Origin of the sequence: Undibacterium sp., assembly GCF_030683615.1 — a bacterium.
In the GTDB taxonomy this organism is placed as follows: Bacteria; Pseudomonadota; Gammaproteobacteria; order Burkholderiales; family Burkholderiaceae_D; genus Undibacterium; species Undibacterium umbellatum.
The window spans coordinates 171,885-197,458 of record NZ_JAUXQE010000035.1 but is presented as its reverse complement, the minus strand read 5'-3'; the positions used below and the strand labels follow the sequence as shown (position 1 = coordinate 197,458).

The window sequence follows — 25,574 nt, the reverse complement described above, 5'->3', positions numbered from 1 at the left end:
TTGAGACATCAGTAACTCGCTTCCAGGCGCGGACGCGCCAAAGTCAATCCATGCAATTTGGCGAGCCGGGATATCTCTTGCACCTGGTCCTTGGTGATCTTGCCATAGCTATAGTGGGATTTCAGATTGGCAAAACCCATGATGATGGTTTCTGCATTGCAGGCAAAAGCCAGGCCCGGCTCCAGTGGTATGCCTGGTATGGTGTAGGCAGAATCCAGTGGCAGCCTGACCATGCCGCCCTGTATCACCACGACATTGCTGCATTGCTCGCGCACCGAGGCATCGACATCCAGCGGTACGGCAATATCGCAAATAACCACCGGCCCCTCTGCTATGTGCTGCGGATAAATCAGGGCAGCGGGTGTGGTGCTGGCGCCGAGTATCAGGTTGGCTTCTGTCAGGTCATCGAGGTTTTCACTGATACTTATGGGAGGATTAAGCGTTTCGTCCTGCAAAGCCTGATACAGATAGGCACCAATATCGCCAGGACGCGCAGCAGCAGGCAGGGCCAGCAGTTTCTTGACGCAGACATACGCTGCCAGGGCTTGTGGCACACCGTTTAATTTTTCTCCTGTACCCAGTTTGACCAGCAAGTCTTCAAACGCTTCATCGTAAATATTTTTTGCGAGCTGCTGCATGCGCTTGACAGAAGCTGTCGTACCTATCAGCAGCAAGCGTGGCACGTGGCTGGCCATGAGCTCGGAATAAATGCTGGCGATATTGCCAGCCGCACCCACCGCAGCGAAACAGCTTTGTTCCAGCGCTATACCTTGTTCGGCAGCGGTATCCAGCAAGGCTTGTATGCCCATGGCCACGGTCAGCGAATTGCCACTGGTCAGCGCCACATCCTGGCGCAACTGGACACGCTTGCAGTTGCCTGTCACGACAGAACTATAGCCACCAAAACCTATGGCTTCGCAGCCGCGTTCGACCGCATAGTCAACTGCCCTTTGCACGCAATCCCGTATTTCATGTTGCTTGCCCGCCTTGACTTGTTCGACAATCATTTCTGAATCAAAATAAAGCGTGATGAATTCCAGCAGCACGCGCTCACCGGTGATGGACTCGATGACTTCTGACTTATGCACCAGTGGCCCCACCATGGGACTGAGCTTGCGCAACCAGGCAGATGCTTCTGCATCGCTGAAGTTGGCCAGCGAAGGGTCCCAGTGACGTAAATTGGAAATGATGGATAAGTGGCCGAGAAAAGCGACTTTCTTTTGCACATTTACTTCTGCACCTGCTTGTGCATCTACTTCTGGTGCGCTTGTGGCGTATGGGAACATGGCGCGGTAATCATCCATCTCATCCAGAGCAGGCACATGCCGGTTACCGATGATGTAATTACTCATCTCATAGGCATTTTGCCGGCGCAGGATTTCACAGACATGGGTCAGTGCTGCCATCAGTTTCTGGCATTCTTCATCCGTGATCAGCGCCGCAGGTTCCAGCCTGATGGTAGCCGGGCTGGACAAGGTAGGCGCCACCCGTATGCCATGCTTGTTCAACAGATACCCGGCTATCACATAGCCGAGTCGCCCCTCCATGAAGATATCGCGCAAGGTCGTACTGCCATGCTCACGTGGCATAAACTCCAACCCTAGCAAGAGACCTGCGCCACGCACTTCACGTATGACTTCAGGGTAAGCCTTTTGCAAACCATTCAGCGCCTCTGCCAGTTTGCGTCCCTTGCTGGCACATTGCTCGAGCAGGCCTTCTTGCTCAATCACATCCAGTACCTGGCAAGCCAGGCTGGAAGAATAATCATCCTCAGCAAAAGTGGAGCTGTGCAAGAGGCCAAATTCTGGTTCATACCACTCTTGATCCACCAGTATCGCGCTGATTTTTGCCAGTGCACCGCCCAAGCTTTTTCCCAGCAGACAGATATCGCCACGTATCCCCATTTGCTCTGCATACAGCAGGCTGCCTGTGCGCCCCATGCCGGTTTGTATTTCATCCAGCACCAGCGGGAAATCATGGGCATCGGCACATGCGCGCAAACCCTGCAGATAACCGATATCAAGAGGATGGACACCGCCCTCTCCTTGTATGGGTTCCACAAAAAATGCAGATACATTGCTAAATTCCTGCCTTTGCAGAATCAGCTCGCCATCGTTCTCCTGCACGGTATGCAAATACACCCTGCTGCTGGCGATCACGTCCTGCACCGCATCAAGCTTGCCTGGTGCAATAAAATGAACAGGTGCGCCAAGACGTTCAAAGGGTTGCCGGTAGCTGCTGTTGTTCGTCAGTTGCAAAGCCCCTGTAGTCTTGCCATGGAATGCTCTCTCCAGGCCCAATAAGACCGGGCGGGCCGATGCGGCCTTGTGATTGAATTCCGCCAGCAAGGCAAATTGCTCAGACAGTGGCAAAGTGCTGGCAGCCTCACCCAATAAGCCGTTCAAGGTGCTCAAGTCAGCAGCCCGCATATTCAGGCCTTCGCTTGCTGCTCTGGCAGCTTCATACAAATCGCCGTCTATACGTTTTTGGAGGCGGTCTATGCGGGCGCGCTTGCCAAATTCAGCCAACTTCAGCGCCAGCTCGACTGCTTCAGCACCGGAGTTGGCCTGCAAGACCATATGCGGCCTGCCGGTGGTGGCTTGCATGTGTTCCGCCAGCCGCCGTCCCAATTCACCTGCATGTTTGCGCATGCCCAACTGGCCGTGATGCACCATGCCGCCCTGTAGCATGGCAACTGCATGTGCCACCAGTTGTGGATGATTGTGCCCCAGCAGCGTGGAGCCGTAGCCGCCGAGGAAGTCGATGACTTCTTTTTCATTTCCATCGTCTTCGTGATACCAGAGGCGACTGCCTTCGCCCTTGAAATAATGCTTGTCCAGACCTGCGATGTTCAACATTTCACTTAATCTGGGCTGGCAGTACTGCGCATAATCAGAGGAAGAAACTGTATTCAACTGCGGATTCATCTTATTTCTGTTTCCTGAATAAAAACATTGCCCGGTGATACAAAAACTTGGCCTGAGTACAAAATCAAAGTGTGAAAATACCTAAACCCAGGCCATGAAATGGCAGGCACATACTCACAATAACGATCCAGACAACGAGGGGAGGACGGACCAAGATGGCCCGAAGATTTGTTTTATATTAATATCAATTAAGCATGCCCCACAAAGATTACGATAGAATCATCCATCTATTTTTCTGGTACATAAAATGCTAAATATCAGACGGCTGGCGTTGTTATACGGGCAAAGAACAGGTATCAACTCATGCAAGGTGCATGCATGAATCCGGCTGACAAATCCCTGCATCAGGACATAGACCGCATTTATCAGCAGGAATCGCGACGGGTATTTGCGACCCTGGTGCATTTGCTGGGCGATTTTGATCTGGCAGAAGAAGCCCTGCATGAGGCCTTCAAGGCAGCGCTTGAACAATGGCCAGAGAAAGGCATGCCCGAATATCCCTACGCCTGGCTGGTGTCGGCAGGACGCTATAAGGCGATAGATAGCATACGCAGGCAAAAACGCTTTGATCCGCTGGACCAGCACATGGAAACCGTGGAAGCACTGGTGGATGAAAGCGCACAACCAGGTAAGCCTGCAGCCGCAGCATCGCTGATGGAAGACGACAGGCTACGTCTAATCTTCACTTGCTGCCACCCGGCACTGGCCGCAGATGCCCAAATCGCGCTGACGCTGCGTGAAGTCTGTGGCCTGACAACGGAAGAAGTCGCTCATGCCTTCCTGACTCCGGCACCTACCCTGGCACAGCGCATCGTGCGTGCCAAGGCAAAAATCCGAGATGCAAAAATTCCTTATCAAGTTCCTGAGCAAGAAGAACTGCCAGCCCGCCTGCATAGTGTACTGAGAGTGATTTATCTGGTTTTTAATGAAGGCTATTCCAGCTCAGCCGGTGAATCTGCATTGCGCCTTGACCTGGCAGAAGAAGCCATACGGCTGACACGCCTGCTGCAAGAGTTATTGCCAGAGCCAGAAGTCAGTGGTTTGCTGGCACTGATGTTACTGCATGAATCACGCCGCCCTGCCCGCACCGATAAATTGGGAGAATTGGTCTCCCTTGATGAGCAAGACCGGCAATTATGGGATCAAACACTGATACAGGAAGGGTCAACATTGGTGGAGCATTCCTTGCGCTCCGGCCGTTTTGGAGCATATACCTTGCAGGCGGCAATTTCTGCCGTCCACTCAGAGGCAAGTGCATACGCCGATACCGACTGGCCGCAGATCGTTGGCTTGTATGATGCACTCTTGCGCGTCGAAGCCAGCTCCATCATAGAATTGAACCGGGCCATCGCTCTTGCCATGTGTGCTGGTGGATTGAAGACAGGCTTGCAGTTGGTGGAAGCCTTGCTGGAAAAAGACGAGATGCGTAACTACCATCTGGCCCATGCAGCCAGAGCTGAACTGTGTCGCCGCAATAGTGATCTGGCGCAGGCAAGGCTGTCCTATGAACAGGCACTGACACTCTGCAAACAGGGACCCGAAAAGCGCTTTATTGAACGCCGCTTGCAGGCATTAACAAATTAAAAGGCTATCTGACACATGCCATCTTTACCCATGCAACAAAAGAAACCTCATTATTTACCAAGGAGATATATGCCAGAACTGCACCACATCCTTCCCGCTTTGTTAATCAGTCTGCTTCCTGCATTTTGCATGGCTGAAGCGACACCCATTTCGCCTGGCCTTGCCTGCAAGTCTGAGAAGCAAGCAATCAATGAAGAAGGTTTTGTAGACATAGGCGGCATACCGCAATGGATCACCATCAAGGGCAAGCATTGCGGCAACCCCGTCATCCTGGTCTTGCATGGCGGCCCCGGCAATACCATGAGCCCCTATGCCAGCGCCATTTATGGTGCCTGGGAAAAAGACTACACCCTGGTGCAATGGGACCAGCGCGGTGCGGGCAAGACCTATGGCAAAAATAAACCAACAGAAGCGACGTCTTTGACAGTTGCACAAATGGCTGAAGATGGTGTCGCATTGGCAACTTATCTGACCCAACATCTGGGCAAGAAAAAAATCATTTTGACTGGTAGCTCCTGGGGTTCGATACTCGGCGTGCAAATGAGTTTATCGAAACCTGAATTATTTTATGCTTATGTAGGTACTTCGCAAATCATCAGCTACAAAGAGAACCAGACCGCCAGCTATAACAAGGTAATTGCTCTGGCACAGGCTGCGGGCGATCAGGAGACCGTTGCAAAAGTGCGTGCACTTGGCCCGCCACCGTGGAGTAATCCACGCAATTTCGGCATCTTGCGCAAGGTAATCAGAAAATATGAAGCGCAGCGCACAGCCCCTGCACCAGCAACATGGTGGGCACCAGAACCAGCCTACGCGACACCAGCGGCCCAGGCTGATTATGAAGGCGGTGAAGATTACTCTTTCCTGAAGTTTGTCGGCTACAAGGGTGACGGCATGCTCAGCAAAGTAGACTTTGCTTCTACCGCCACCAGATTTGCTCTCCCGGTTTTTTTCGTCCAGGGTGCAGAAGATTTGCTGACCATGCCTGAGATTACCCGCCAGTATGTGGATAGCATTACTGCGCCGCAAAAAGAATACATCCTGGTGCCACGAGTGGGACATGATCCAAATTTACCGTTTATAGAGGCACAATTGAAGTTGCTTAATGAGCGTGTTCGCCCGCTGAGCAATTAATGCCCATTGGCAATTTCATGTCTGTCTAAGAAAATAAAAAAATATTTTTGGTTTAGTGTCGATTTACTGTCCAGCCATTCGACTATCAGATGTGGAGATACTTTCACACGATAGTCCAACAATTTTATAAAGGAAATATCCATGCCACATCCTGTCGCTTACCTGTCTTTCAATGGCAACTGCAAGGAAGCCATGTACTTTTATGAACAAGTTCTGGGCGGAAAAATCACCGTCATGATGAGTGGTGCCGATTCACCCATGGCAGCCATGATACCGGCGGAGTCTGCCCACCGCATCCTGCATGCACGCCTGGAACTGGCAGATGGTGGCTTGCTCTATGCGGGTGACTGCCCACAGCAAATGCCCTATGACGGTATCAAGGGCGTCTCATTTACGCTGAATTACGATACCACAGAAGAAGCCGCCAGGATCTTCAACGCACTGGCAGAAGGCGGCCAGATCACCATGCCGGTACAACCTGCATTCTGGGCAAAATCCTGGGGTATGCTGATCGACAAATACGGCACGCCATGGATCATCAATGGCGAGCAACTGCCACTGTAACCTGATCAACGTTAATCCATCCTTGCTGGAGCAGCTATGAAATACCTATGCCTGGTTTATCTCGACAATGAACACTGGAATGCCTGTCCTGACGAAAAATGTGCCGTGTATGCCCAGGGCTTGCTGGACAGTGGTCATATGCTTGCAGCCGAGCCTCTGCATCCCGTACACACTGCAACGACCGTCAGGGTAAGGAACGGGCAATTGTCAGTCACCGATGGCCCATTTGCAGAAACCAAGGAAATGCTCGCCGGTTTTTATCTCATTGATGCCAGGGATTTGAATGAAGCCATACACCTGGCTTCAAAAATCCCGCCAGCCCAGCATGGCAGTATAGAAATACGCCCGGTGCGCACACTGGACTTGCCAGCAGCGATAGCAAATTAAAGGAGAACGACATGCACACGAAAATCTTTGTCAACCTGCCTGTGAAGGACCTGGCCCGCGCCAAAGAATTCTGGAGCAGCCTGGGTTACAGCTTTGACGCCAAATTCGCCGGTGAAAAATCCGCCTGCATCATTTTGGGTGAAAGCATTCTGGTCATGCTACTGGTAGAAGATCTCTTTGCCGGTTTCGCCCACAAACCCGTTTGCGATGCGCATGAGCGGGTGGAAGTCTTGCATGCTCTGACTTGCGATAACCGAGAACATGTCGATACTCTCATCGCAAAAGCCAGGGCAGCCGGTGCCACCATCCCCGATGAAGCAGATGATGATGGCTTCATGTATGCACAGGGTTTTTATGATCTTGACGGTCATGGCTGGAATTGCTGTGCATGGTCAACTGAAGCTGAATGCAAATAAATCGACATGACTCGCTGAGCCTGCCCGTACCGCTCAGTAACACTACTACAAATTAAAGGAAGACAAAATGCATAAGCAAATTTTTGTAAACCTGTCTGTCAAAGACCTACCCCGTTCCAAGGAATTCTGGAGCAACCTGGGTTATAGTTTTGAAGCAAAATTCACCAATGACCAGGGTGCCTGCATGGTGCTTGGAGAAAACCTGTTCGTCATGTTGCTGATAGAAGAATTTTTTGCCGGCTTTACCAACAAACCCATTAGCGATGCACGTGAACGTACTGAAGTATTGAACTGCCTGTCCTGCGACAGCCGCGAACACGTCGACAGCCTGGTGTCCAAGGCAAAAGCGGCGGGTGCCACAGTACCCAAGGAACCCGTAGACCATGGTTTCATGTATGTGCATGGTTTCCACGATATTGACGGTCATGGCTGGGAATTCGTGCACATGGTAGCCGAAGGCGATTGTAAATAAATCTGCGCAAGCTGGAGCTGCCCCACCAAACCGCTTGTTCTTCAGGCGGTTTTTTTATGAGTATTACTATCGCTTTCATGCAATTCGTCACGGCATATTCAAGCTTGGTCACATTGTCTGTCACCTCCCTTTTCTGACGCAGCACACTTGGATATCTCTATGTATAACTCCTCATGTCGCGGGAAATATGAAATGAAAATGTTTAGCCAGGCCAACAATCTATGCAGGTTCACCTCCTTTTTGTATCGTTTGATTAACTGTTTCATCCTTAGTCTGTTCGCGGCAGCTTCTACGCATGCAGCAATGCCAGATGCTGGCCATGACATTCAACCAGGTATCATCTATCACCGTACTGGTGATGAGGTGTTGACGGGGGATTTATACCGTCCCAAGAAAAACGGGAACCATCCTGTGCGGATTGCAGTGCACGGCGGTGACTGGCGTTTTGCCGATGCCAGCCTGTATAAGCACTGGGGACCGTATCTGGCAATGAATGGCTATGCCGTACTTGCGGTCAATTATCGTCTTGTGAAAGACAAGACTAATCTCTACCGGCCGGCAGTCCATGATGTACGAGCTGCCGTGCAATTCTTGCGTCAGCAAGCTGCGACTTACCAGCCTGATCCTGATCGCATAGGCTTGATGGGTGATTCTGCAGGGGCGCAGCTTGCGACTCTCGTTGCGCTGGCTGGTGATCAGCCTCCGTTCTCGGATGGCATGAATCCCACGACAAAGGTCAAGGTGTGCATAGGTATTTATGGCAGTTATGATTTGGCTGTGAAATGGGAGCATTCGAACCGCTGCTACCCTGATAATAATATTGCCCAGGGCTTCCCCGGCAGCAGTCTGATCGATAATCGAAAAATCTATTTTGAAGCATCACCGTTGTCGTATGTGACGCGTGATAATAATCGCACGCAGTTCTTGTTCAGCTGGGGGGCGAAGGATAAATTTGTTGATCCTGAAGAACAGTCGATGACTTTCATGCATGCCTTGAAGCAGGCGGGGTTTTCTGTGAGTTCTGTCGTGTTGAAAAATGCTGGGCATTATTGGGCTTCTGAGCCTATCAAGGTACCGGGGACTGATTCTGGGTATTTGGCACCGCGATTATTGCAGTTTTTAAAGGAGAAACTGTAGGGGATTTATTCCTGCAGCACTGTAGTAGATGTTCAGATATTTGCGTTGCTTATGCAACGGGATATTGATTGAACTGCCGCCCCCTCGAAGTCGTCATTCCACCGGGCTGGCGCTCCAGCGTGCTTAAAGCTGGAATCCACCGAGCTGCCGCTCCAGCGACGTTCGTAGCAAGCTATTTAAAAAATTAATTTCAGATTTATTCGTGTTTTACGCATCTTTTATTAATCACCTGCAAGCGTCATTTACGATTGCAGGTCGGGGGTAGCCCGACAGCTACATACCTTTCTTGCGTCGCCAAGAAAGGTATGCCAAAGAAGGCGACCCAGGCGTCGCTGCCCCCTGAAGGGGGTTCCCTTTGCTACGAGGCAAAAAATGGGAAGGCTCGAAAACTCGCTGCGCTCAAACATCGATCCTTCTTTTTCCATTTTCAGCCTCGCAGCAAAGGCATCGACACATGGGAACGACAAAAGTCAAAAGCAACGTCAACACGACGTATTTACATATTTCTCAAGCTAGTGGTGATTCAACGTTCTGGATCTCCATAGAAAAACCCGCCAATCAATATGGCGGGTCTTTTTACTTCTGCACTAATTCAACTCACTCAAACTTCTTAGCCACTTCCGCAATCCGCTTACCGAACAATTTCGCCGTTTCCAGGTCACCTGGCAGCGGGCCTTCTTCTGGTGAAGAGTCGGATGGGGATTGTGTCATCAAGCCGCTGAAGCTGCCGACGTAGTTGATGTCGTTGCGTGTGGCCGCTTTGCTGTTGGCTGGCATCAGGCCTGTACCTACCCAGATCATGGAGTGCTGCTGGGACAGGGTGAACAAATAATGCAGAGTGGACAGCTTGTCGCCATTCATGGTGGCAGAATTGGTAAAACCTGCGGCAATCTTGTCTTTCCAGACCTGGCTATACCAGGGCTTGGAAGAAGCATCGGCAAATTTTTTGAATTGCCAGGATACTGTACCCATGTAGGTTGGCGAACCAAAAACAATGGCATCAGCAGCGGCCAGGGTTTCCCATTGGGCGTCGCTGATATTGCCTTCGGCATCAATCTTGATGAGTTCAGCATCGGCACCAGCAGCAGCGGCACCTGCGTGTACTGCTTCTGCGGCCTTGGTTGTGTGGCCATAACCTGAATGATAAATAATCGCGACTTTAGACATGTTTTACTCCAGTGTGGATATTGAGTTTTTACGCAAAAAGACAAATCACTGGCGTGTTTTCACACCAGTGATTTGCCCGTGTTCACAACTTAATGGGGCAGATCAAATACCAGCACTTCTGCCTGTTTGCCTTGCTCCAGCACGAGTTTTTCTTCGGCTGTCATCATCACGGCATCACCTTCTTTCAGAGATATGCCATTTACTTGCAATTGACCACGAGCCACATGGACATAGGTCAGGCGATCAGTTGCCAGCGGCAATTCCTGCCTTTGTTCTGCATCAAACAAACCAATTTGCAGACGTGCGTTCTGGCGGATTTTGATGGAGCCATCGGCACCATCGCCGGAGACCACGAGGCGCAAGCGGCCCTGTTTTTCTTCACGGCTGAATTCTTTTTCACCGTACAGAGGTTCACCACCCAACTGGTCCGGCTGTATCCAGATTTGCAGCAAACGTGTGTGCTCGTTATTGGCCGGATTAAACTCCGAATGGCGCACACCAGTGCCTGCACTCATGTACTGCACATTACCTGGACGTATCGTACTGCCATTACCCATGCTGTCTTTGTGCGCAATCGCACCTTCGAGCACATAAGTAATAATCTCCATGTTCTGGTGCGGATGTGTACCAAAACCCATGGCAGGAGCGATCCAGTCATCATTAATCACACGCAAGGGGCCAAAGCCCATGTGTTGCGGATCGTAATATTCTGCAAATGAAAAACTGTGATGTGATTTCAGCCAGCCGTGCTCGGCGTGGCCGCGTTCTTGTGATGGTCTGAGCGTAATCATATAAGTCCCTTTCAAATTTCCTGAAGAATGTGTTCAGGCGATGTAGGCACTATATACGTGCAAACTTTTTGACATAAGGGTAGAATTTCATACAACTCATTCAAATTATTTGAACAAGCATGAATCTGACTCTTGAGGCCCTGCAAATCCTCGATGCGATAGACCGCAAGGGCAGCTTTGCGGCGGCTGCGGCGGCCCTGGATAAAGTGCCCTCGGCCATCACTTACAGCATACGCAAGCTGGAAGAAGATCTGGACGTGCTGCTATATGACAGGCGTGGCCATAGAGCCAAGCTAACGATCGCAGGGGAAGAGCTACTGATGCAGGGCAGGCACTTGCTGAACGCGGCTCAAGAACTGGAAAACCGCGTAAAACGCGCCGCCAGCGGCTGGGAAGCGGAGCTGCGCATCGTCATTGATGGCATCATACAATTCGAGGATATCATCCCCTTGATCAAGGAATTTGAACAACAGGCTTGTGGTACGCGTATCCGTATCAGCCAGGAGATTTTGTCTGGGGTCTGGGAAACCATGGTTTCTGGCCGTGCCGACCTGGCTATAGGTGCCGCCTATTACGGACCAGATGCGATACGCATGCAGGGCGAGTTCCAGACCCGTTTGCTGGGCAGCGTGGAATGGGTGTTTGCGGTGGCACCGCAACATCCACTGGCACAAGCTGAAGAACCGCTGACACCGGCGATTTTGCAAGCGTACAGGGCGATCGCTATCGGTGATACTGGCCTGACGCTGCCCTCAATGACGGCAGGCTTGCTAAGCGGGCAAGACACCCTGACCGTGCCTACCATGCATGCCAAGCTGGCAGCGCAACTGGCGTGCCTGGGATGCGGCCATTTGCCACGTCGCCTGGCTTTGCCACACCTGCGCAGCGGCGCGCTGATAGAAAAGAAGACCAGCGCCAACCGCCCGCCAGAAGACAACCGCCTGGTCTGGCGCAATGCCAACAAGGGCAAGGCATTGCTGTGGTTTTTACAAAAATTGCAAGACCCTGTCGTACAACGCATGTTGATAGGAAATTGAAGAATGTCCATGCCAACAGAAAAGATGACGCAAACATATACAGGACGTTTCGCCCCTTCACCAACTGGCCCCTTGCACATGGGTTCACTGGTCGCTGCCATGGCCAGCTATCTCGATGCAAAAGCCCATGACGGGCGATGGCTGCTACGCATGGAAGACCTGGATTTTGACCGCAATGTCAAAGGTGCAGGCCAGCATATCATCCACTCGCTGCAACGTTGCGGCATGCACTGGGATGGCGACATCACCTGGCAAAGCCAGCGCCAGCATCTGTATGAAGCTGCGCTGAAGAAACTGGGAGGCAATCTCTACCCCTGCGCCTGTTCACGCAAGGAAATCGCTGATTCTCGCCTGCGCCTGGGTGAAGCGGCCAGCCAGATATACCCTGGCACCTGTCGATATGGTCTTGCCCATGGCAAAATAGCCAGGGCATTGCGTCTGCGCGTGCCAGATTGCACTTATGAATTTCATGACCGTCTAGTCGGCAGGCAAACACAAAATGTTGCTAGGGAGGTAGGTGATTTTGTACTAAAGCGTGCCGACGGGTTTTGGGCCTATCAGCTTGCAGTGGTGGTTGATGATGCTGGCCAAGGCATAAGCCACGTCGTGCGCGGTGCCGATTTGATCGATTCCACAGCGCGCCAAATCTGTCTGCAAACTTTGCTTGGTTTGCCAACGCCAGCTTACTTGCATGTACCTGTGGTCACCAATGCAGATGGAGAAAAACTGTCCAAGCAAACTGGGGCACTGGCATTTGATCGCGGTGACAATGATATTTTGCATGAGGCATTGATACCAGCAGCTCAGTTTTTGGCTTTATATCCGCCAGCAAGTTTCAGCAACATAGAAGAGTTCTGGCAATGGGCAACTCTTGCCTGGAAAAACAAACTCGACAACACAACAATCTTGAGAGAAAGCGCCAACGCGTGATCGAAGGCGACTGGATACGCAGTGTTCTGCTAACTTCAGTTAACACAATAAAGTTGCTTGTAAATATCTGCCTTAGAATAAGGAGTCAAGTCGCAGGTCAGGGGCTAATCGGAACAGGATGCGGTGCCGCCATCAGTCTCTGCCATGACCCCGCCCATGACCATTTCCGCGACCATGATTCCGCTCGCGACCTCTTTCATTACCGCGCCCCCGCCCATCGTCGCGCCTGTCATACTCGTGTTCACGATAATAGCCATCGCGATAACGCGGCACTACCTGCGTGTTGTACCAGTTCTCTTGAACAAAGTACACCTGACGATCACAGGCATCGTAACGGTAGCAGCTTTTCCCCCATTTATTCCTGTGACCTGGTGGCACCACTAAATACATAGGTGGCCGTACTACATTTCCCCTTTGTACGATGCGCGGTTCACGGTAAATTACACTTGGTTGCGGGAAGTTTCCTATATCCACATGACCATAAAATCCTGGCTGTCCAAATTGCACTGAGACGCCAATATCCTGTGCCTGTGTCAGATTCGTTATGAATACTGAAGCACAAGCAGCACCTGCCAACAATATTTTACTGACTGTCATGGTTTTCATTGCATACCCCTTTTTATACTCGCTCCGAGAATTACTTACCGTGTTTATCATCCATAACGTTCATGCAGCGCATCTGGTAACTTCATTTGCGAACATTCTGAAGGCTTAGTCTTAAGCGGTCTGTACGTTAGCCAACACAATGACCGTACCTGGCATATCTTTACATATTGTCGGACACCTTATTCTCAGGAAAATCAGGGTATGCGCTTCGGACTATTTGTCATGTGAGTGGATATCATGAATGCCATTCTTCAAGCGGTGGGTTCCATTCCCCCAAAGAATTTCATCGTTGTATTCATCAATATAAACGGGTAAAAGTCTACGCTCATCCAGCAATTGATCCCAGTCTAGCAATATAGGAACAGTCTTATCGCTGCGCATTTGAAAAGCTGCCGCTTCGTCAAATTTACGCAATATTCCCCACACTGTTAATTGGTCCCGCACGGCATTTTCTTTCAGCATCTTCACGATAAAAACACGGCGAATGACGTTGCTTGATTCAAACCATCCTGATGCTCAAGATTGCGCTCTAGCTCCCGCACAGCCCATGCATGGTTTTCATTACCCAAATCATTGATTAACCTGGGCAAGACATCGCCACGACCATACCAATGTGCAATCCGGTCCCAGGGCAAGCTTCTGATATTTTTCAAAGTCATGAATAGTCAGCTGCATCAACACGATGTGTATTTTCTCGAAATAAAATGCGCAGTTGAGGAATCATTTGACTGGGAACCCCGCAGCCCATTGATGTGCTTTCTGATCCAGTAATGCGCGGCGCTCTGCCGGGATCTTGGTTATTAGTTGTGCCAACGTGGTTCTGTGAGATGAGCAGGCAAATTGGGCGTCACGCTTGCCAAATTTACGCTTGAGTACACACTCAAGCTGATTGGCACCAGCCACGTCTTCATAGGCAGTTTCCAGCGCTTCTGGCAGGGTTGCTTGATAACGCAATACCAATTGTGCTGACATGCCACGGTAAGCCGGGTCAGTCGCACCGGCCAGATGGGTATATTTGACGGCGTCCTTCAATGCAGCATAGGCATCAGCATTCTTTTTGATATTCGGAATACCAGGATTCGACGTCGTCTCGCTCGTACCTTCAGCACTGCTCATGGTCATCGACCAACCTGAATTTTCTGTGATCTTTTCTTCCAGACATGCGAGACGATTATTCGCTTCGGCAGCAACCATGGTCAATGCTTCAACATTTCCTTCATTTGCCAGCTTGCGGTTCTTGTTCAACCAGCTCTGAAAATCAGCGCGCAAGGGTTTGGCGGTGATCAGGTCGCAATCATCCAGGCTGATTTTTTCGGCATGTGAATTTGCACCAATCAGTGCCAGGACAAGCGGAAAACTCAGGCGTAATTTTTTAAGACGCATTTTCATATATCGTTTACTTCTTTCAAATAAAAAGGGCGGATAGAACACTGCTTTAAGTGCACTCATGCTGCCAGAGCAAAAAAACAAGGGAAATGATTTTACAAATTAACACTCTTGTTTTAATCAAAAGTCTACAAAACAACTTTCATCCGCTTCTGTTATCAAAGCGAAATCGAAGCTTGTTTTCACTGCATTGTTTCAACAATCCTTGACATTTTTCTGCTTTATTTTTGAGCAGAATATTCTTACCCTGAATCTGTATTCTTTATTTTCCAAAACTTGAGGGCAAACCCGTTGAAAAGCGGGGACGCAAAGCCACCGACCTAAAGCGCGACAGCGTCATGGTAGCGGGGTTGCCGGTGATGGTATCTGCTCGATTGGTTTTTGACAGCTCATACCATTAAACGTTGTATCACCGCCCTCTGCTCATATCGGAGTGCATTCGTGATCATCGAAAACAAAATATCTAGCAAATCTCTTAAGCCCCTGACCTGGATGAGTGTCCTGATCAGTGCAAGTATCCTTTCTGCATGCGGCGGCGACAACCCACAAGTCAACAGCGCAACTGTCGCCCTGCCACCAGCGGAAGTTGCCACTGGTATGACAACGCTGGATGCAACGCTGCCTGTCTTGCCGGTAGACGTGGGCGCGCAATCTACCCAGCATACGTTTCACCTTGCTCCTGTTCTACTTGATGCGCCAGCAGATGTCGACGTCAACGACAATAGCCGATCCGCTGGTCTGCCTGTAGCACGTCAGTCTATTCCTCGCGACATGCTGGGCGTTCGCGGGCGCGGTCTGACGGTGAGCACAATTCGCTCCATGCCTCGTGACTTACTGGCACCTCCTCCTGCTGGCGACAACGTGCAACCTATGGCTGGCGCGGGTGTGGTATCCACTTACACGCCAGCACAAATACGCGCAGCCTATGCGCTACCAACTTTACCTGCCAGTACCAGCGGTCTGACTGCCAGTCAAGCTGCGCAGCTAGGTGCCGGCCAGACAATCTATATTGTCAATGCCAATCATGATCCGAATATCGTCGCAGAGCTCAATGCATTCAATCAAAAATTTGGCCTGCCCGCATGCACAGTAAAAAGCATTCCTGCCACGACTGCATTACCGCTTGCTGCCGCGTCTGGCAGTGGCTGTGAGTTCTCTGTCGTTTATAGTACAAGTGCTGGCGGCATGAGCAGCACTGTTCCTGCCTACAATTCTGGCTGGGCAACTGAAATTGCGCTTGACGTGCAATGGGCTCACGCAACAGCGCCACTGGCACGCATTATCTTGATCGAGGCGGCGGACGCGTCCATGAACAACATGGTGGGCGGTATTAAATTGGCTAATGCCATGGGTCCAGGAGTCGTCTCCATGAGTTTTGGTGCGCACGAAGGTAGCTGGACTGCCAGTGTTGAGAGCGCCTTCACCACTCCCAAAATGACCTACTTGGCAGCTACCGGTGACAATGGCCCTGCAGTGGAATGGCCAGCTGTTTCTCCCAATGTCGTCGCTGTTGGTGGCACCAGCCTCACCTACTCCGGCACCACTCGCAGCGAAGTGGCCTGGTCCAACACCGGTGGTGGTGTAAGCGCCTATACCGCAGTACCAAGCTATCAAAACAACACAGTACCTGGACTGGGAACACCGACACGCAGGACTGTCGCTGATGTCGCTATGAATGCTGATCCTAACACTGGACAGTATGTGGCGATCATGACACCAGGTAGCAGCACTGTTAACTGGGTCAGTGCAGGTGGTACCAGTCTGGCGACACCGCAATGGGCCGGGGTTATCGCGATAGCCAATGCAACTCTTGCACAGGCTGGAAAACCAATGATGGGCGCACCGCATGCTGTGCTTTACAACAAGATTGCGACGACACCAGGCAACTACGCCAGCAGCTTTGCAGACATCGCCAAAGGCAGTAACGGTAGCTGCGCAAGCTGCGCTGCAAAAACGGGACATGATCAGCAAACTGGCCTCGGCACACCGAACGTCAGCAGCTTGCTAAGCACACTCGGCGGCACGGTAGTCGCAACTGCCCCGACCGTAACGTCAGCCAGTATCAGTGGGCAAGTAGGCACAGCATTGAGCTTTACCGTATCGGCTACTGCAAATAATCCCCTCACTTATACATTGAGTGGCAATCCTTCAGGCTTGAGCATTAATAGCAGCGGTATCGTCACCTGGGCCAAACCAGTGGCAGGCACTTACACAGTCGTTGTCACTGCATTGGATGCAAAGACTGGCCTGAGTGGCAAAGGCACTTACACTGTCATCATCGCTGCACCTACGCCACCAGCCATTAAAGCGACCTCGATTAATGGTAAGGTCGGTACGGCATTGTCGTTCAACATCACGGCAACTTCGACCAATCCTTTGACCTACAGTATCAGTGGTGCCCCAAACGGGATGACAGCGACAACAACTGGTGCTGTTTCATGGTCAACCCCAGTTGCGGGAACCTATTCAGTCACAGCAACCGCATTGGACGCAAAAACTGGATTGAGCAGCAAAGCTGTGTACACCGTCGTCGTTGCCGCAGCTACACCACCGGTCGTAACCGCAGCCACCATCAACGGAGTGTTCGCTACTGCCCTGAGTTTTAATGTGACTGCCACTTCCAGCAACACGATGACTTACAAACTCACCGGTGCACCTTCTGGCATGACTATCGGCACGACCGGTACCGTAAGCTGGCCATCGCCTGTCATTGGGACTTATTCAGTCACGGTGAATGCAACCGACAGCAAAACTGCCCTGACTGGAAAAGCGGTCTACACCGTGGTCATTGCACAGCAACCTGCTCCCGTCGTTACAGCAGCAACAGTCAATGGCATGGTTGGCACGGCCTTGTCGTACACCGTTATCGTCAAGACCTCGAACGCGGTCACTTATACAATGACAGGGGCACCTGCCGGCATGGCGATCAGTGCAGGCGGTGTCATCACCTGGACCAGCCCTGTTGCAGGGAACTACGCCGTCACCATGATCGCAAAAGACAGTAAAACAGGCTTGAGCGGCCAGGCCGTCATCAGCTTCAATGTCATCGCATCTGGTTTAAGTATCAACGCGCCAGCAATGACAGGTACTGCCGGCAAAGCCTTGACAGGTTCTATCAACATCAGTGCACCTGGCGCGACATCTGTTTCTATCTCCATCACTGGCGCGCCCTTGGGCCTGGGATTCTCAATGAGTGGGTTGAGCATTACTACCAATTGGGCAAGCCCGATTAGAGGCAGCTATACCTTGGTGATTACGGTCACGGACAATCTCGGCAGAAAAACCACAGCCAACGTCCCGATCAAGATCAACTAAAACCCAACCAAAAGCGGAGCCATTTGCTCCGCTTTTGTTTTGAGGAACAGCTTACACAAATGACGCTTTCCGGTTCCTACATGCCGATTATCTCAGTGGCTGCCATGTGCTTGCGGCTTCCTGACATGCACCTCTAGTTCTGGGTGTGCGTGCCCCATCCTGGTGTGGACGTCAGGAGGCTGGCGTGGTGCGTCACTGACAGGGCCTCCATATTCATAGGCAACTGTCCCCTTGGGATGTTGATACCAGCCTGGGTCTTTATAGTCACCCGGCTTCTGGCCCTTGCGCACTTTGACGACGCTGAACATGCCGCCCATCTCCAGCCCGCCAAACGGCCCTTCGCCTGTCATCATGGGAATGGTGTTGTCCGGTAGCGGCATTTCCATTGCACCCATGTCAGCCATACCCTTGTCTCCCATGGTCATGTAGGAAGGAATGAGCTTGTTGATCTTGTCAGCCACGTCCTTGTGATCGACTCCTATCATCGATGGCACGTTATGGCCCATGGCATTCATGGTGTGATGGCTCTTGTGGCAATGGAAGGCCCAGTCGCCTTCTTCATCTGCGACAAATTCTATTTGCCGCATCTGACCCACAGCCACATCCGTAGTCACTTCCTGCCAGCGTGCAGTCCTTGGAACTGGCCCGCCATCTGTGCCTGTCACTGTGAATTCATGACCGTGAATGTGGATGGGGTGATTGGTCATCGTCAGATTGCCTATGCGTATCCTGACCCGGTCATTCTTGCGCACATTCAGCGTATCGATGCCGGGGAAGATACGGCTATTCCATGACCACAGGTTGAAATCTGTCATGGTCATGATGTTAGGCTTGAAGGCACCAGGTTCTATGTCATAGGCATTGAGTAAAAAGATAAAGTCCCTGTCCACTTCATCAATTTGAGGGTGCTTATTTTTTGGATGGGTGATCCATGAACCCATCATGCCCATGGCCATCTGCGTCATTTCGTCGGCATGCGGGTGATACATGAAAGTACCGGGGCGACGTGCCACAAATTCATAAACAAAGGTCTTGCCTGGCTGTATCGATGGCTGGGTCAGGCCGGAAACGCCATCCATGCCATTTGGCAGGCGCTGGCCGTGCCAGTGAACGCTGGTGTGTTCTGGCAAGCGGTTGGTGACGAAGATGCGTACCCTATCCCCCTCCACCACTTCTATCGTCGGGCCAGGACTTTGTCCGTTATAACCCCACAGATGTGCTTTCATGCCGGGAGCCATTTCACGCACCACGGGCTCTGCCACCAGGTGAAATTCCTTGACGCCATTATTCATGCGCCATGGCAGGGTCCAGCCATTCAATGTAACGACTGGATTATACGGCCGGCCCGTTTTTTGTTGCAACGGCGGCATGGTGTCAGGACTGGTTTGTGTCACAGTTTCAGGCAAGGCTGCCATGGCGACTTTACTGACACTGCTGGCTGCCAGGGCACCGCCAGCGATACCTGCCAATTTAAAAAAATCTCTTCTTGTACTCATGATATTTCCTTCGCTGATCTGTGATCAATGCGCTACTTCTGCCGGAGCAGTTGATTTGACGGGATTCAGATTGCTTGCTGATGGGCGCCCCAAGAGTTCAGCCTTCAAGGCCGCATCTGCCATCCAGAATTGTTGTTCTGCATTGATGGCTGCCAACACGCTATTGATTTGTTCACGGCTGTCAGCCAGCAATTCAAACACGCTGATGAACATGCCGTTGTAGCGCAACTGGTTTTCTACAGAGATGCGTTTGCGCAGCGGCAGGATCTCGTCGCGGTATTGTCTGGCGATATCGTACATGCTGCGATAGGCAGAATAACTGACGCGTAAATGCGAGCCAGCATTATTCATCGTAGTTTGCAGACGATAACTTGCTGCCAGAGTATTTGCGTTCATGGCTGTTCTTTGTGCATCACCCCAATCAAACAAGGGTAATCTGAGGCTGACTTCGACACCGCGCTTGATGTCGCTGCGTCCTGCCGCATCAAAGTTGGTATCGCGCCGGATACCTAGCTCGATGTCTGTAAAGCTACTAAACAAACTCACACCCTGGCGTGCTGCAGCAGCATCCAGTTCCTGCTTTGCCAGCTGTATATCGAGGCGGTTTTTTGTCGCTTGCGGGCCTATCGCTTCTACCGCCAATGGCGTGGCGGGCAAATCAGGCAGGTGCTCAGGTAACTTGAGGGCTTTTTCCTGCTCGTCATCCAAGCCCAGCAAACGCACCAGCTCTTCACGTGTAGACAGGCTGTTATGAAGGGCAAAGCTGAGCTGGGCCACTGCATCGGCCTTAAACGCTTGCTGGCGTGCAGCCTGCAAGTTATTGAAGTTACCCGCCTTGAGCATACGCTCTGCCAAAATGGCACTGGCATCGGCGGCTTCGCCAACTTGTCTGGCGTATTCCAGGCTCTGTTGCGCCGCAACTGCCTTAACCCAAGCTACGCGCACCTGGCTGACACGGTCAATGACATCCAGGCTCAGCTGTGTTTGTGCCTGTGCCAGACTGTGCTGTGCCATGCTTTGCCTTTGTGGCAGGCTCAATAAATCAAGCAGGCCAACACTGAGCAAACGGCCCATTTCCAGTTCACCGGATTGACGATTGCGTTCAAAGCTAAAGAGCGGATTGGCGATACCGCCACTCTGGGCCGCCATTGCGCCTGCTGCCTGGTGTTGCGCCAGCATAGCTTGCAGGGCCGAACTATTCAGCAAGGCAATTTGCACTGCGACATCTTGCGTCAACGGTGCTTTCAACAAGACTGCAGCTTGGTCTCGCATGTCTTTTTGCTGGGCTGGCTTGCTGGCCAGGGCAAGTTTCCCCTGAGTATAGGCAGGGTATTGCTGATTGATTTTTTGGGTACTTTGGTCAATATCAAAACTGGCACAGCCAGCCAGTACCAGCAATGCTGGTGCCAGATATCGGTAGTGTATGTGCGACATGAGTCCTCGCGATGAGTTGTGTGTTTCCGCAAAATTGGAGGGGCGTACAATTGTCGTCGGCTGGACAAAGCCCGACCTACAAACCTAAGCCGATTCAGGCGATAGCAGCTTTGGGGGGACGTTCCAGCATGCGCACAGGCACCGATGCTGGCAGAAGGACTGGCAGCACCTGGGCATCATCGTGCACGGGAACAAAGGCGGAAATCTGGATAGCAGGCATCAGGGCCATGCCCATACAACAGGGGGAAGAAGATTTACAATGATCGCCAACCTTGCCTTTTTCGGCTTCGGTGCCAGCATCACCAGCCTTGGCGGCTGGCTGGCAATGCTCATTGTCGCTGGCAACTGACATACCAGGCTGAACAGGTACATCCATGGCGCATGCCAATTTACTGGCGACAGCAAAGCCCTGCAGGGGCAGCAGTACCAGTAACAGGCAAGCAATAAAAAGACGCCAGGATTTTTTCATGCGCCGACGTTATCACAAAACAAGGATTTCAACAAACAAGCAGGTCAAACAAGATTAGCTCAGCAGTAAATTCAGTGCCAGTATTAGCATCACTACACCTATCAGGCTGTCCAGCACCCGCCATGCCACAGGTTTGGCAAACACCGGGGCCAGCAAGCGCGCACCATAGCCCAGTGCCAGATACCAGATGATGGCATTCAGGACAGCACCGACGGCAAACCAGTATTTGCCATCATCCGGCTGCTGGCCACCGATAGCGCCAAGCAAGACCACGGTGTCGAGATACACATGAGGATTAAGCAAAGTCACGCCCAGCACTGCCAAAGCCGCTTTACCTGCCGTCATGCTCAACTCCCCGCCTTCAGCAACCAAACTTTGCTGGCTGGAAGCTGCCCGCAAGGACCTCACGCCATACCAGACCAAAAATGCTGCCCCGCCCCAGCGAGCTATCATCAGCAAGACTGGTTGACTATTGATCAAGCCACCTATACCTGCCACCCCCGCTGAGATCAACAGTGCTTCACAAACGATACAAATCATTACCGTCAAGCCCACGTGCTGCTTACGCAAACCCATGCGCAAGACATGCGCATTTTGCGAACCAATCGCCATGATCAAACCCGCACTCATGCCCATTCCCTTGAGTATAAAAGCCAACATCATCTGTCTCCCGTTTGTTGATGTAGGTAGTTTGGGCAAGAAAAGGTTTAATATGAAGCAAATTTAAAATATTTACGATTTCATTAAATTTTCTTAATTTTAGAATTAATTCTTTGGATTACTCTGTGCCCCTGTGTTGAGGGGTCGTAAGCAAAAATCACCAATGTCTTCGAATAAAGCATGCAAACAAGACTAGACAGCCGCCAGTGCGAAGCCTTTCTCAGTGTCATTGATCATGGCAGTCTGGAACAAGCTGCGCAAGCCCTGAACCTGACCAGCTCTGCGATTTCCCAGCGCATCAAGGCCCTGGAAATGGAATTGGGCAATACCCTGCTGATACGCAGCCGCCCCTGCCGCGCCACCGCTGCAGGGCAGAAGCTCGTTCAGCACTTGCGCCGCGTCGCAGAACTGGAACAGGATTTACAAAGTGAATTTGCTGGCCAGCAAAGTGCAGCTATCAGCATTGCGCTTGGCGTCAATGCCGATAGTCTGGATAGCTGGCTACTACCTGCCCTGGCTGAGTTCCTCATCGCCGAAAACATTTTGCTGGATGTCGCTATCGATGATCAGGACCATACCCATGACTTGCTGGAAAGTGGCATGGTATTGGGTTGCATATCGGCAGAATCGCAAGCCATGCGCGGTTGCCAGGCTGTACCATTGGGCATCATGCGTTACCACCTGGTTGCCAGCGACGCTTATTGCCAGCGCTGGTTCCCGCAAGGCATGACACGCGAAGCAGCACGGCTGGCACCTGTGCTGACCTTCAATCGCAAAGACAAATTGCAAGCCCAGATTTTACTGGAGCATTTTGGTCTGCAGGAAAACGCCTACCCCACCCATTATGTGCCCGCGACGACGCCGTATAACCGCGCCATTCTGCTAGGTTTGGGCTGGGGTGTCATCCCAGATGTGATGCTGAAAAATCTGGAGCAGGACAAGCTTGTCAGGCTGATGCCAGATCACCCTGTAGATGTGGCACTTTACTGGCACCACTGGAAAGTGCAAACACCCAGGCTGGCACGCCTGACAAATACCCTGGTCAGGCAAGCAAGAAGCAGTTTGCTACAATTTATTCCGCTGGCGCGCTAATTAAATGATCAATCGGCTGCACCTGATTGCGACCATTCGACTTGGCAAAATACAGCCATTTGTCAGCACGGTGAACCAGGCTTTCCACCGTATCAGTTGCCAGCAATTCGGAAACACCAAAACTGGCGGTGACGCGCAATACCTTCCCATCAGGCATGCGAATAAACAAATGCCGCTCTACTTGCCGACGTATTCTCTCTGCGACCTCCAGCGCGGCGATCAGTTTCGTCTCGGGCAACACCATGATGAACTCCTCACCGCCATAACGAACCACCCAGTCCACATCGACACGCAGTTCTTTTGCCAGACTTTGAGCAAAAGTCAACAATACTTGGTCACCTGCGGCATGGCCGTGTTCATCATTGATTCGCTTGAAAAAATCAATATCGCAAAACACCAGTGACAATTGGCGTTGGTAGCGCACAGCTCTTTGTATTTCTGCCGGCATGCGCTCATTGAATAACAGGCGGTTATAACAACTGGTCAAACCATCGGTGATGGATAATTGCTTCAGGCTTTTCATGGCTGCTTCAAGCTGGCTGGTTCTTTCTGCCACCAGGGCATCCTGGTTGGCGATATGCTTTTGCAAACTGTCTTGCATGGTACGAAACCCGTCGACAACCAGGTCAATTTCGTTATAACCGTTTTCTGGTATGCGTTTCAATTCCAGCTTGGTCGACAGTTGATTGGCTTGCAGGTTTTTGACAAAATCGGCCAGTTGGCGCATGGGCTTTTCCAGGTCGCGTCGCAAGATCGCTACTACGGCCACAAAGATGAATACAGACAAAATCACAACTTCAATGATGATGATGATAAAGCTGCGCAACAACTCTTTGCGCAAGACCGTCTGGTCCACCACAAATTCAACTTTACCAACAGAGGTGCTGGCATCTGCCGGTGCAGGTATCTCAAACACCATATGCTGCCCACTGGCGACACGATTGTTATCACCCCCGGTAAACTGTTGCCCGGTACTGGCCGTGATGGCGACATAGGCAATGCTGGGGTTTTTCAAGATCTGGGCAATTTGCTTTTGTATGGTTTGCGGCTCTATGTCCCAGATCGCGACCGACAGCAATGGCAGGTTAGCACGGGCGACATCAGCGACTGCCATATTGAAGTTTGTTTCTATGGCACGGTAGTTCAGCCATGCTTGCAAGCTGCTAATGCAAACCACGCACAAAATGACCCATTTGAAGACACGGCGTATCAATAAACTGGCAATAGGTTGCAAAGGTGGATGGCTCATTTGCGCAAGTCTGCCTGGTTCAATATTTGACGGAAGCTGAAATCATATTTTTTGATGGCAGGATTGAGGACTTTACTGAATTTCCTGAAATCAAGCCTGTCAAAATTCTGCGCACCAAATAAATGCTGGAAGCGTCGGGTTTCTTCTGGCGTGAACAAGATGAACATGGACCTGTCCAGCTCCAGGCCTTCGTCAGCAAAATCCCTGCCGTGATGATAGTCATAAAGCATCACCAGGCTGAATGCGCCGGTAATGAAATGACCGCCCGCCAGCGCACTCAGGCTGCCTGACTCCAGTGCCGTAAAAGCTTCGGATGAAGTATTGATACCACTGAAGTACGCATCGCGCCCTGGCTTGCCACCACGGGCGCGCCAGCTTTCCATGGCACCAAAGGCCATCAAGTCATTTCCTGCCCAGACCAGCCGGGTATGTGGATAGCGCTGATACAGCCAGACACTTTGCTCTTGTGCCTTGGCTCGATTCCAGTCGCCATAAATGACCTGATCAATCACTACATTTTTTGCCTCAGCGACCGCGCGGCGCATGCCCTCATTACGTTTATAAGAAGTGGTAGTGGATCTGTCGCCCGCTATCGCCAGCATATGCAATTTTCCGTCACTATGCATTAGTTTTTCGGCCCTGCCGCGCTGTATCAGGGCACGTGCGGTCAAATATCCTGCGTCTTCGGCATGCGGCTCCAGCCCGCCGAGCCAGCCTTTGTAGATTTGTCTGGGGATACCGACTTTTTCACGCTCGCCAGCATCACTAAAGCCGCTATAGGCAAAAAAGGTTTTGATATGGGCACCATCAAGTATCCGCAAGGCTTCGGCACCTACGGCATAGTCATTCGAAAGAATCACATAGTCTGGTCTACTCTGCAGAGGGCGCGCTGCAATTTGTCTTGCCAGTTCCAGGGTTTTTAAGTGATCGCGCTCGACATAGATGATTTCCAGTTGCACGCCCAAATTCCGCGCCGCAGTCATCATGCAATTACTGGCGGTGGCCCAATAAATTTCGTCCGACTTCCCCGGGTTGAGAAAGGTAACAGCCATGGCCATCACAGTTGCAGGCACGAGCAGGAAACAGCCTGCCAGCAAGCTTAATATCACACGACAAATCCACATATCCGCCTCCGGGCATTCGATCATGCCGTAGTGAACAACGCAGATCGCACAAGTCCCCGCCCGCTTTAAAATCCAAAGATTTGCAAGCAGCGCAGGTTTTTATTCAGGCTCTATTTTGGCGGTTTTCAGGGAAAAAAGTTGCTCATTCACAAAAACTCACATTTATGCTGATGAGCGAAGTCAGGACTTTAGCAAGA

24 protein-coding genes and 1 riboswitch are annotated in these 25,574 nt (G+C 51.4%); of the genes, 11 read left to right on the top strand and 13 right to left on the bottom strand.

Annotation, left to right across the window (positions count from 1 at the left end; translation table 11 throughout):
- Positions 1-8 precede the first annotated feature (8 nt).
- Positions 9-2,858, bottom strand: a complete 2,850-nt coding sequence (locus Q8K39_RS18075; protein ID WP_305262391.1) for an aminotransferase class III-fold pyridoxal phosphate-dependent enzyme — start codon at positions 2,856-2,858, stop codon at positions 9-11.
- A gap of 387 nt (positions 2,859-3,245) precedes the next feature.
- Between Q8K39_RS18075 and Q8K39_RS18070 the strand changes: the two genes are divergently transcribed.
- The 7 genes from Q8K39_RS18070 (at position 3,246) to Q8K39_RS18040 (ending at position 8,621) form a co-directional block, all read left to right on the top strand.
- On the top strand, positions 3,246-4,511 hold the full coding sequence (locus Q8K39_RS18070; protein ID WP_305262389.1) for an RNA polymerase sigma factor: 1,266 nt from the start codon (positions 3,246-3,248) through the stop codon (positions 4,509-4,511).
- A gap of 69 nt (positions 4,512-4,580) precedes the next feature.
- Positions 4,581-5,645, top strand: a complete 1,065-nt coding sequence (locus Q8K39_RS18065) for an alpha/beta fold hydrolase (protein ID WP_305262387.1) — start codon at positions 4,581-4,583, stop codon at positions 5,643-5,645.
- 141 nt (positions 5,646-5,786) lie between these two features.
- The gene (locus tag Q8K39_RS18060; RefSeq protein ID WP_186952991.1) at positions 5,787-6,209 is read left to right on the top strand and encodes a VOC family protein; all 423 of its coding nucleotides are present in this window, start codon (positions 5,787-5,789) and stop codon (positions 6,207-6,209) included.
- 36 nt (positions 6,210-6,245) lie between these two features.
- A complete protein-coding gene (locus Q8K39_RS18055) occupies positions 6,246-6,596 on the top strand; it encodes a YciI family protein (RefSeq protein WP_305262383.1) in 351 nt (116 codons plus the stop codon).
- Between the two features lie 11 nt (positions 6,597-6,607).
- The gene (locus tag Q8K39_RS18050; protein WP_305262381.1) at positions 6,608-7,012 is read left to right on the top strand and encodes a VOC family protein; all 405 of its coding nucleotides are present in this window, start codon (positions 6,608-6,610) and stop codon (positions 7,010-7,012) included.
- Between the two features lie 67 nt (positions 7,013-7,079).
- Complete coding sequence (locus Q8K39_RS18045; RefSeq protein ID WP_186952988.1) at positions 7,080-7,484, top strand: VOC family protein; 405 nt, start codon at positions 7,080-7,082, stop codon at positions 7,482-7,484.
- A 192-nt stretch (positions 7,485-7,676) separates the two neighbouring features.
- On the top strand, positions 7,677-8,621 hold the full coding sequence (locus Q8K39_RS18040; protein WP_305262379.1) for an alpha/beta hydrolase: 945 nt from the start codon (positions 7,677-7,679) through the stop codon (positions 8,619-8,621).
- 597 nt (positions 8,622-9,218) lie between these two features.
- Here Q8K39_RS18040 and Q8K39_RS18035 read toward each other — a convergent pair.
- Positions 9,219-9,788 (bottom strand): NAD(P)H-dependent oxidoreductase, encoded by a 570-nt coding sequence (locus Q8K39_RS18035; RefSeq protein WP_305262378.1) that lies wholly within the window; start codon positions 9,786-9,788, stop codon positions 9,219-9,221.
- Between the two features lie 89 nt (positions 9,789-9,877).
- Positions 9,878-10,579: a pirin family protein gene (locus Q8K39_RS18030; protein ID WP_305262376.1), complete on the bottom strand. Its 702-nt coding sequence runs from the start codon at positions 10,577-10,579 to the stop codon at positions 9,878-9,880.
- Between the two features lie 119 nt (positions 10,580-10,698).
- Here Q8K39_RS18030 and Q8K39_RS18025 point away from each other — a divergent pair, with 119 nt between their 5' ends.
- Both Q8K39_RS18025 and gluQRS read left to right on the top strand, forming a co-directional pair.
- Positions 10,699-11,616 carry a LysR family transcriptional regulator gene (locus Q8K39_RS18025; protein ID WP_305262374.1) on the top strand — a complete coding sequence of 306 codons (918 nt, stop codon included), beginning with the start codon at positions 10,699-10,701 and terminating at the stop codon, positions 11,614-11,616.
- 9 nt (positions 11,617-11,625) lie between these two features.
- Positions 11,626-12,546: a tRNA glutamyl-Q(34) synthetase GluQRS gene (gluQRS, locus tag Q8K39_RS18020; protein WP_305262372.1), complete on the top strand. Its 921-nt coding sequence runs from the start codon at positions 11,626-11,628 to the stop codon at positions 12,544-12,546.
- A 132-nt stretch (positions 12,547-12,678) separates the two neighbouring features.
- Here the strand turns inward: gluQRS and Q8K39_RS18015 are convergent, their stop codons facing one another.
- From Q8K39_RS18015 to Q8K39_RS18000, 4 genes are all read right to left on the bottom strand, one after another.
- Positions 12,679-13,152 carry a hypothetical protein gene (locus Q8K39_RS18015; protein WP_305262370.1) on the bottom strand — a complete coding sequence of 158 codons (474 nt, stop codon included), beginning with the start codon at positions 13,150-13,152 and terminating at the stop codon, positions 12,679-12,681.
- Positions 13,153-13,365: 213 nt separating this feature from the next.
- A complete protein-coding gene (locus Q8K39_RS18010) occupies positions 13,366-13,614 on the bottom strand; it encodes a hypothetical protein (RefSeq protein WP_305262368.1) in 249 nt (82 codons plus the stop codon).
- A gap of 2 nt (positions 13,615-13,616) precedes the next feature.
- A complete protein-coding gene (locus tag Q8K39_RS18005) occupies positions 13,617-13,811 on the bottom strand; it encodes a hypothetical protein (RefSeq protein ID WP_305262366.1) in 195 nt (64 codons plus the stop codon).
- Positions 13,812-13,872: 61 nt separating this feature from the next.
- Positions 13,873-14,541: a hypothetical protein gene (locus tag Q8K39_RS18000; protein ID WP_305262364.1), complete on the bottom strand. Its 669-nt coding sequence runs from the start codon at positions 14,539-14,541 to the stop codon at positions 13,873-13,875.
- Between the two features lie 268 nt (positions 14,542-14,809).
- Positions 14,810-14,896, top strand: a riboswitch (cyclic di-GMP riboswitch).
- An 83-nt stretch (positions 14,897-14,979) separates the two neighbouring features.
- Between Q8K39_RS18000 and Q8K39_RS17995 the strand changes: the two genes are divergently transcribed.
- Positions 14,980-17,853 (top strand): S53 family peptidase, encoded by a 2,874-nt coding sequence (locus Q8K39_RS17995; protein ID WP_305262361.1) that lies wholly within the window; start codon positions 14,980-14,982, stop codon positions 17,851-17,853.
- 92 nt (positions 17,854-17,945) lie between these two features.
- Here the strand turns inward: Q8K39_RS17995 and Q8K39_RS17990 are convergent, their stop codons facing one another.
- The 4 genes from Q8K39_RS17990 to Q8K39_RS17975 form a co-directional block, all read right to left on the bottom strand.
- Entirely contained in the window at positions 17,946-19,349 is a 1,404-nt protein-coding gene (locus Q8K39_RS17990; protein ID WP_305262359.1) for a multicopper oxidase family protein, read from the bottom strand.
- 24 nt (positions 19,350-19,373) lie between these two features.
- A complete protein-coding gene (locus Q8K39_RS17985) occupies positions 19,374-20,783 on the bottom strand; it encodes a TolC family protein (protein WP_305262357.1) in 1,410 nt (469 codons plus the stop codon).
- 94 nt (positions 20,784-20,877) lie between these two features.
- Positions 20,878-21,252, bottom strand: a complete 375-nt coding sequence (locus Q8K39_RS17980) for a hypothetical protein (RefSeq protein WP_305262355.1) — start codon at positions 21,250-21,252, stop codon at positions 20,878-20,880.
- 54 nt (positions 21,253-21,306) lie between these two features.
- Positions 21,307-21,915, bottom strand: a complete 609-nt coding sequence (locus Q8K39_RS17975; RefSeq protein ID WP_305262353.1) for a LysE/ArgO family amino acid transporter — start codon at positions 21,913-21,915, stop codon at positions 21,307-21,309.
- 177 nt (positions 21,916-22,092) lie between these two features.
- Between Q8K39_RS17975 and argP the strand changes: the two genes are divergently transcribed.
- A complete protein-coding gene (gene argP / locus Q8K39_RS17970; RefSeq protein WP_186952976.1) occupies positions 22,093-23,004 on the top strand; it encodes an HTH-type transcriptional regulator ArgP in 912 nt (303 codons plus the stop codon).
- Here argP and Q8K39_RS17965 read toward each other — a convergent pair.
- On the bottom strand, positions 22,985-24,253 hold the full coding sequence (locus Q8K39_RS17965) for a sensor domain-containing diguanylate cyclase (RefSeq protein ID WP_305262350.1): 1,269 nt from the start codon (positions 24,251-24,253) through the stop codon (positions 22,985-22,987). The two genes, argP and Q8K39_RS17965, sit on opposite strands and share 20 nt — an antisense overlap.
- Positions 24,250-25,377, bottom strand: coding sequence for an ABC transporter substrate-binding protein (locus tag Q8K39_RS17960; RefSeq protein WP_305262348.1), 1,128 nt, complete (start codon positions 25,375-25,377; stop codon positions 24,250-24,252). The genes Q8K39_RS17965 and Q8K39_RS17960 overlap by 4 nt, the downstream gene beginning before the upstream one ends.
- Positions 25,378-25,574 lie beyond the last annotated feature (197 nt).

Coding starts and splice junctions, on each gene's coding strand:
- Q8K39_RS18075 (WP_305262391.1), bottom strand. CDS start 2,858: ATGTTGAACATCGCAGGTCTGGACAAGCATTATTTCAAGGGCGAAGGC.
- Q8K39_RS18070 (WP_305262389.1), top strand. CDS start 3,246: ATGAATCCGGCTGACAAATCCCTGCATCAGGACATAGACCGCATTTAT.
- Q8K39_RS18065 (WP_305262387.1), top strand. CDS start 4,581: ATGCCAGAACTGCACCACATCCTTCCCGCTTTGTTAATCAGTCTGCTT.
- Q8K39_RS18060 (WP_186952991.1), top strand. CDS start 5,787: ATGCCACATCCTGTCGCTTACCTGTCTTTCAATGGCAACTGCAAGGAA.
- Q8K39_RS18055 (WP_305262383.1), top strand. CDS start 6,246: ATGAAATACCTATGCCTGGTTTATCTCGACAATGAACACTGGAATGCC.
- Q8K39_RS18050 (WP_305262381.1), top strand. CDS start 6,608: ATGCACACGAAAATCTTTGTCAACCTGCCTGTGAAGGACCTGGCCCGC.
- Q8K39_RS18045 (WP_186952988.1), top strand. CDS start 7,080: ATGCATAAGCAAATTTTTGTAAACCTGTCTGTCAAAGACCTACCCCGT.
- Q8K39_RS18040 (WP_305262379.1), top strand. CDS start 7,677: ATGAAAATGTTTAGCCAGGCCAACAATCTATGCAGGTTCACCTCCTTT.
- Q8K39_RS18035 (WP_305262378.1), bottom strand. CDS start 9,788: ATGTCTAAAGTCGCGATTATTTATCATTCAGGTTATGGCCACACAACC.
- Q8K39_RS18030 (WP_305262376.1), bottom strand. CDS start 10,579: ATGATTACGCTCAGACCATCACAAGAACGCGGCCACGCCGAGCACGGC.
- Q8K39_RS18025 (WP_305262374.1), top strand. CDS start 10,699: ATGAATCTGACTCTTGAGGCCCTGCAAATCCTCGATGCGATAGACCGC.
- gluQRS (WP_305262372.1), top strand. CDS start 11,626: ATGCCAACAGAAAAGATGACGCAAACATATACAGGACGTTTCGCCCCT.
- Q8K39_RS18015 (WP_305262370.1), bottom strand. CDS start 13,152: ATGAAAACCATGACAGTCAGTAAAATATTGTTGGCAGGTGCTGCTTGT.
- Q8K39_RS18010 (WP_305262368.1), bottom strand. CDS start 13,614: ATGCTGAAAGAAAATGCCGTGCGGGACCAATTAACAGTGTGGGGAATA.
- Q8K39_RS18005 (WP_305262366.1), bottom strand. CDS start 13,811: ATGACTTTGAAAAATATCAGAAGCTTGCCCTGGGACCGGATTGCACAT.
- Q8K39_RS18000 (WP_305262364.1), bottom strand. CDS start 14,541: ATGAAAATGCGTCTTAAAAAATTACGCCTGAGTTTTCCGCTTGTCCTG.
- Q8K39_RS17990 (WP_305262359.1), bottom strand. CDS start 19,349: ATGAGTACAAGAAGAGATTTTTTTAAATTGGCAGGTATCGCTGGCGGT.
- Q8K39_RS17985 (WP_305262357.1), bottom strand. CDS start 20,783: ATGTCGCACATACACTACCGATATCTGGCACCAGCATTGCTGGTACTG.
- Q8K39_RS17980 (WP_305262355.1), bottom strand. CDS start 21,252: ATGAAAAAATCCTGGCGTCTTTTTATTGCTTGCCTGTTACTGGTACTG.
- Q8K39_RS17975 (WP_305262353.1), bottom strand. CDS start 21,915: ATGATGTTGGCTTTTATACTCAAGGGAATGGGCATGAGTGCGGGTTTG.
- argP (WP_186952976.1), top strand. CDS start 22,093: ATGCAAACAAGACTAGACAGCCGCCAGTGCGAAGCCTTTCTCAGTGTC.
- Q8K39_RS17965 (WP_305262350.1), bottom strand. CDS start 24,253: ATGAGCCATCCACCTTTGCAACCTATTGCCAGTTTATTGATACGCCGT.
- Q8K39_RS17960 (WP_305262348.1), bottom strand. CDS start 25,377: ATGTGGATTTGTCGTGTGATATTAAGCTTGCTGGCAGGCTGTTTCCTG.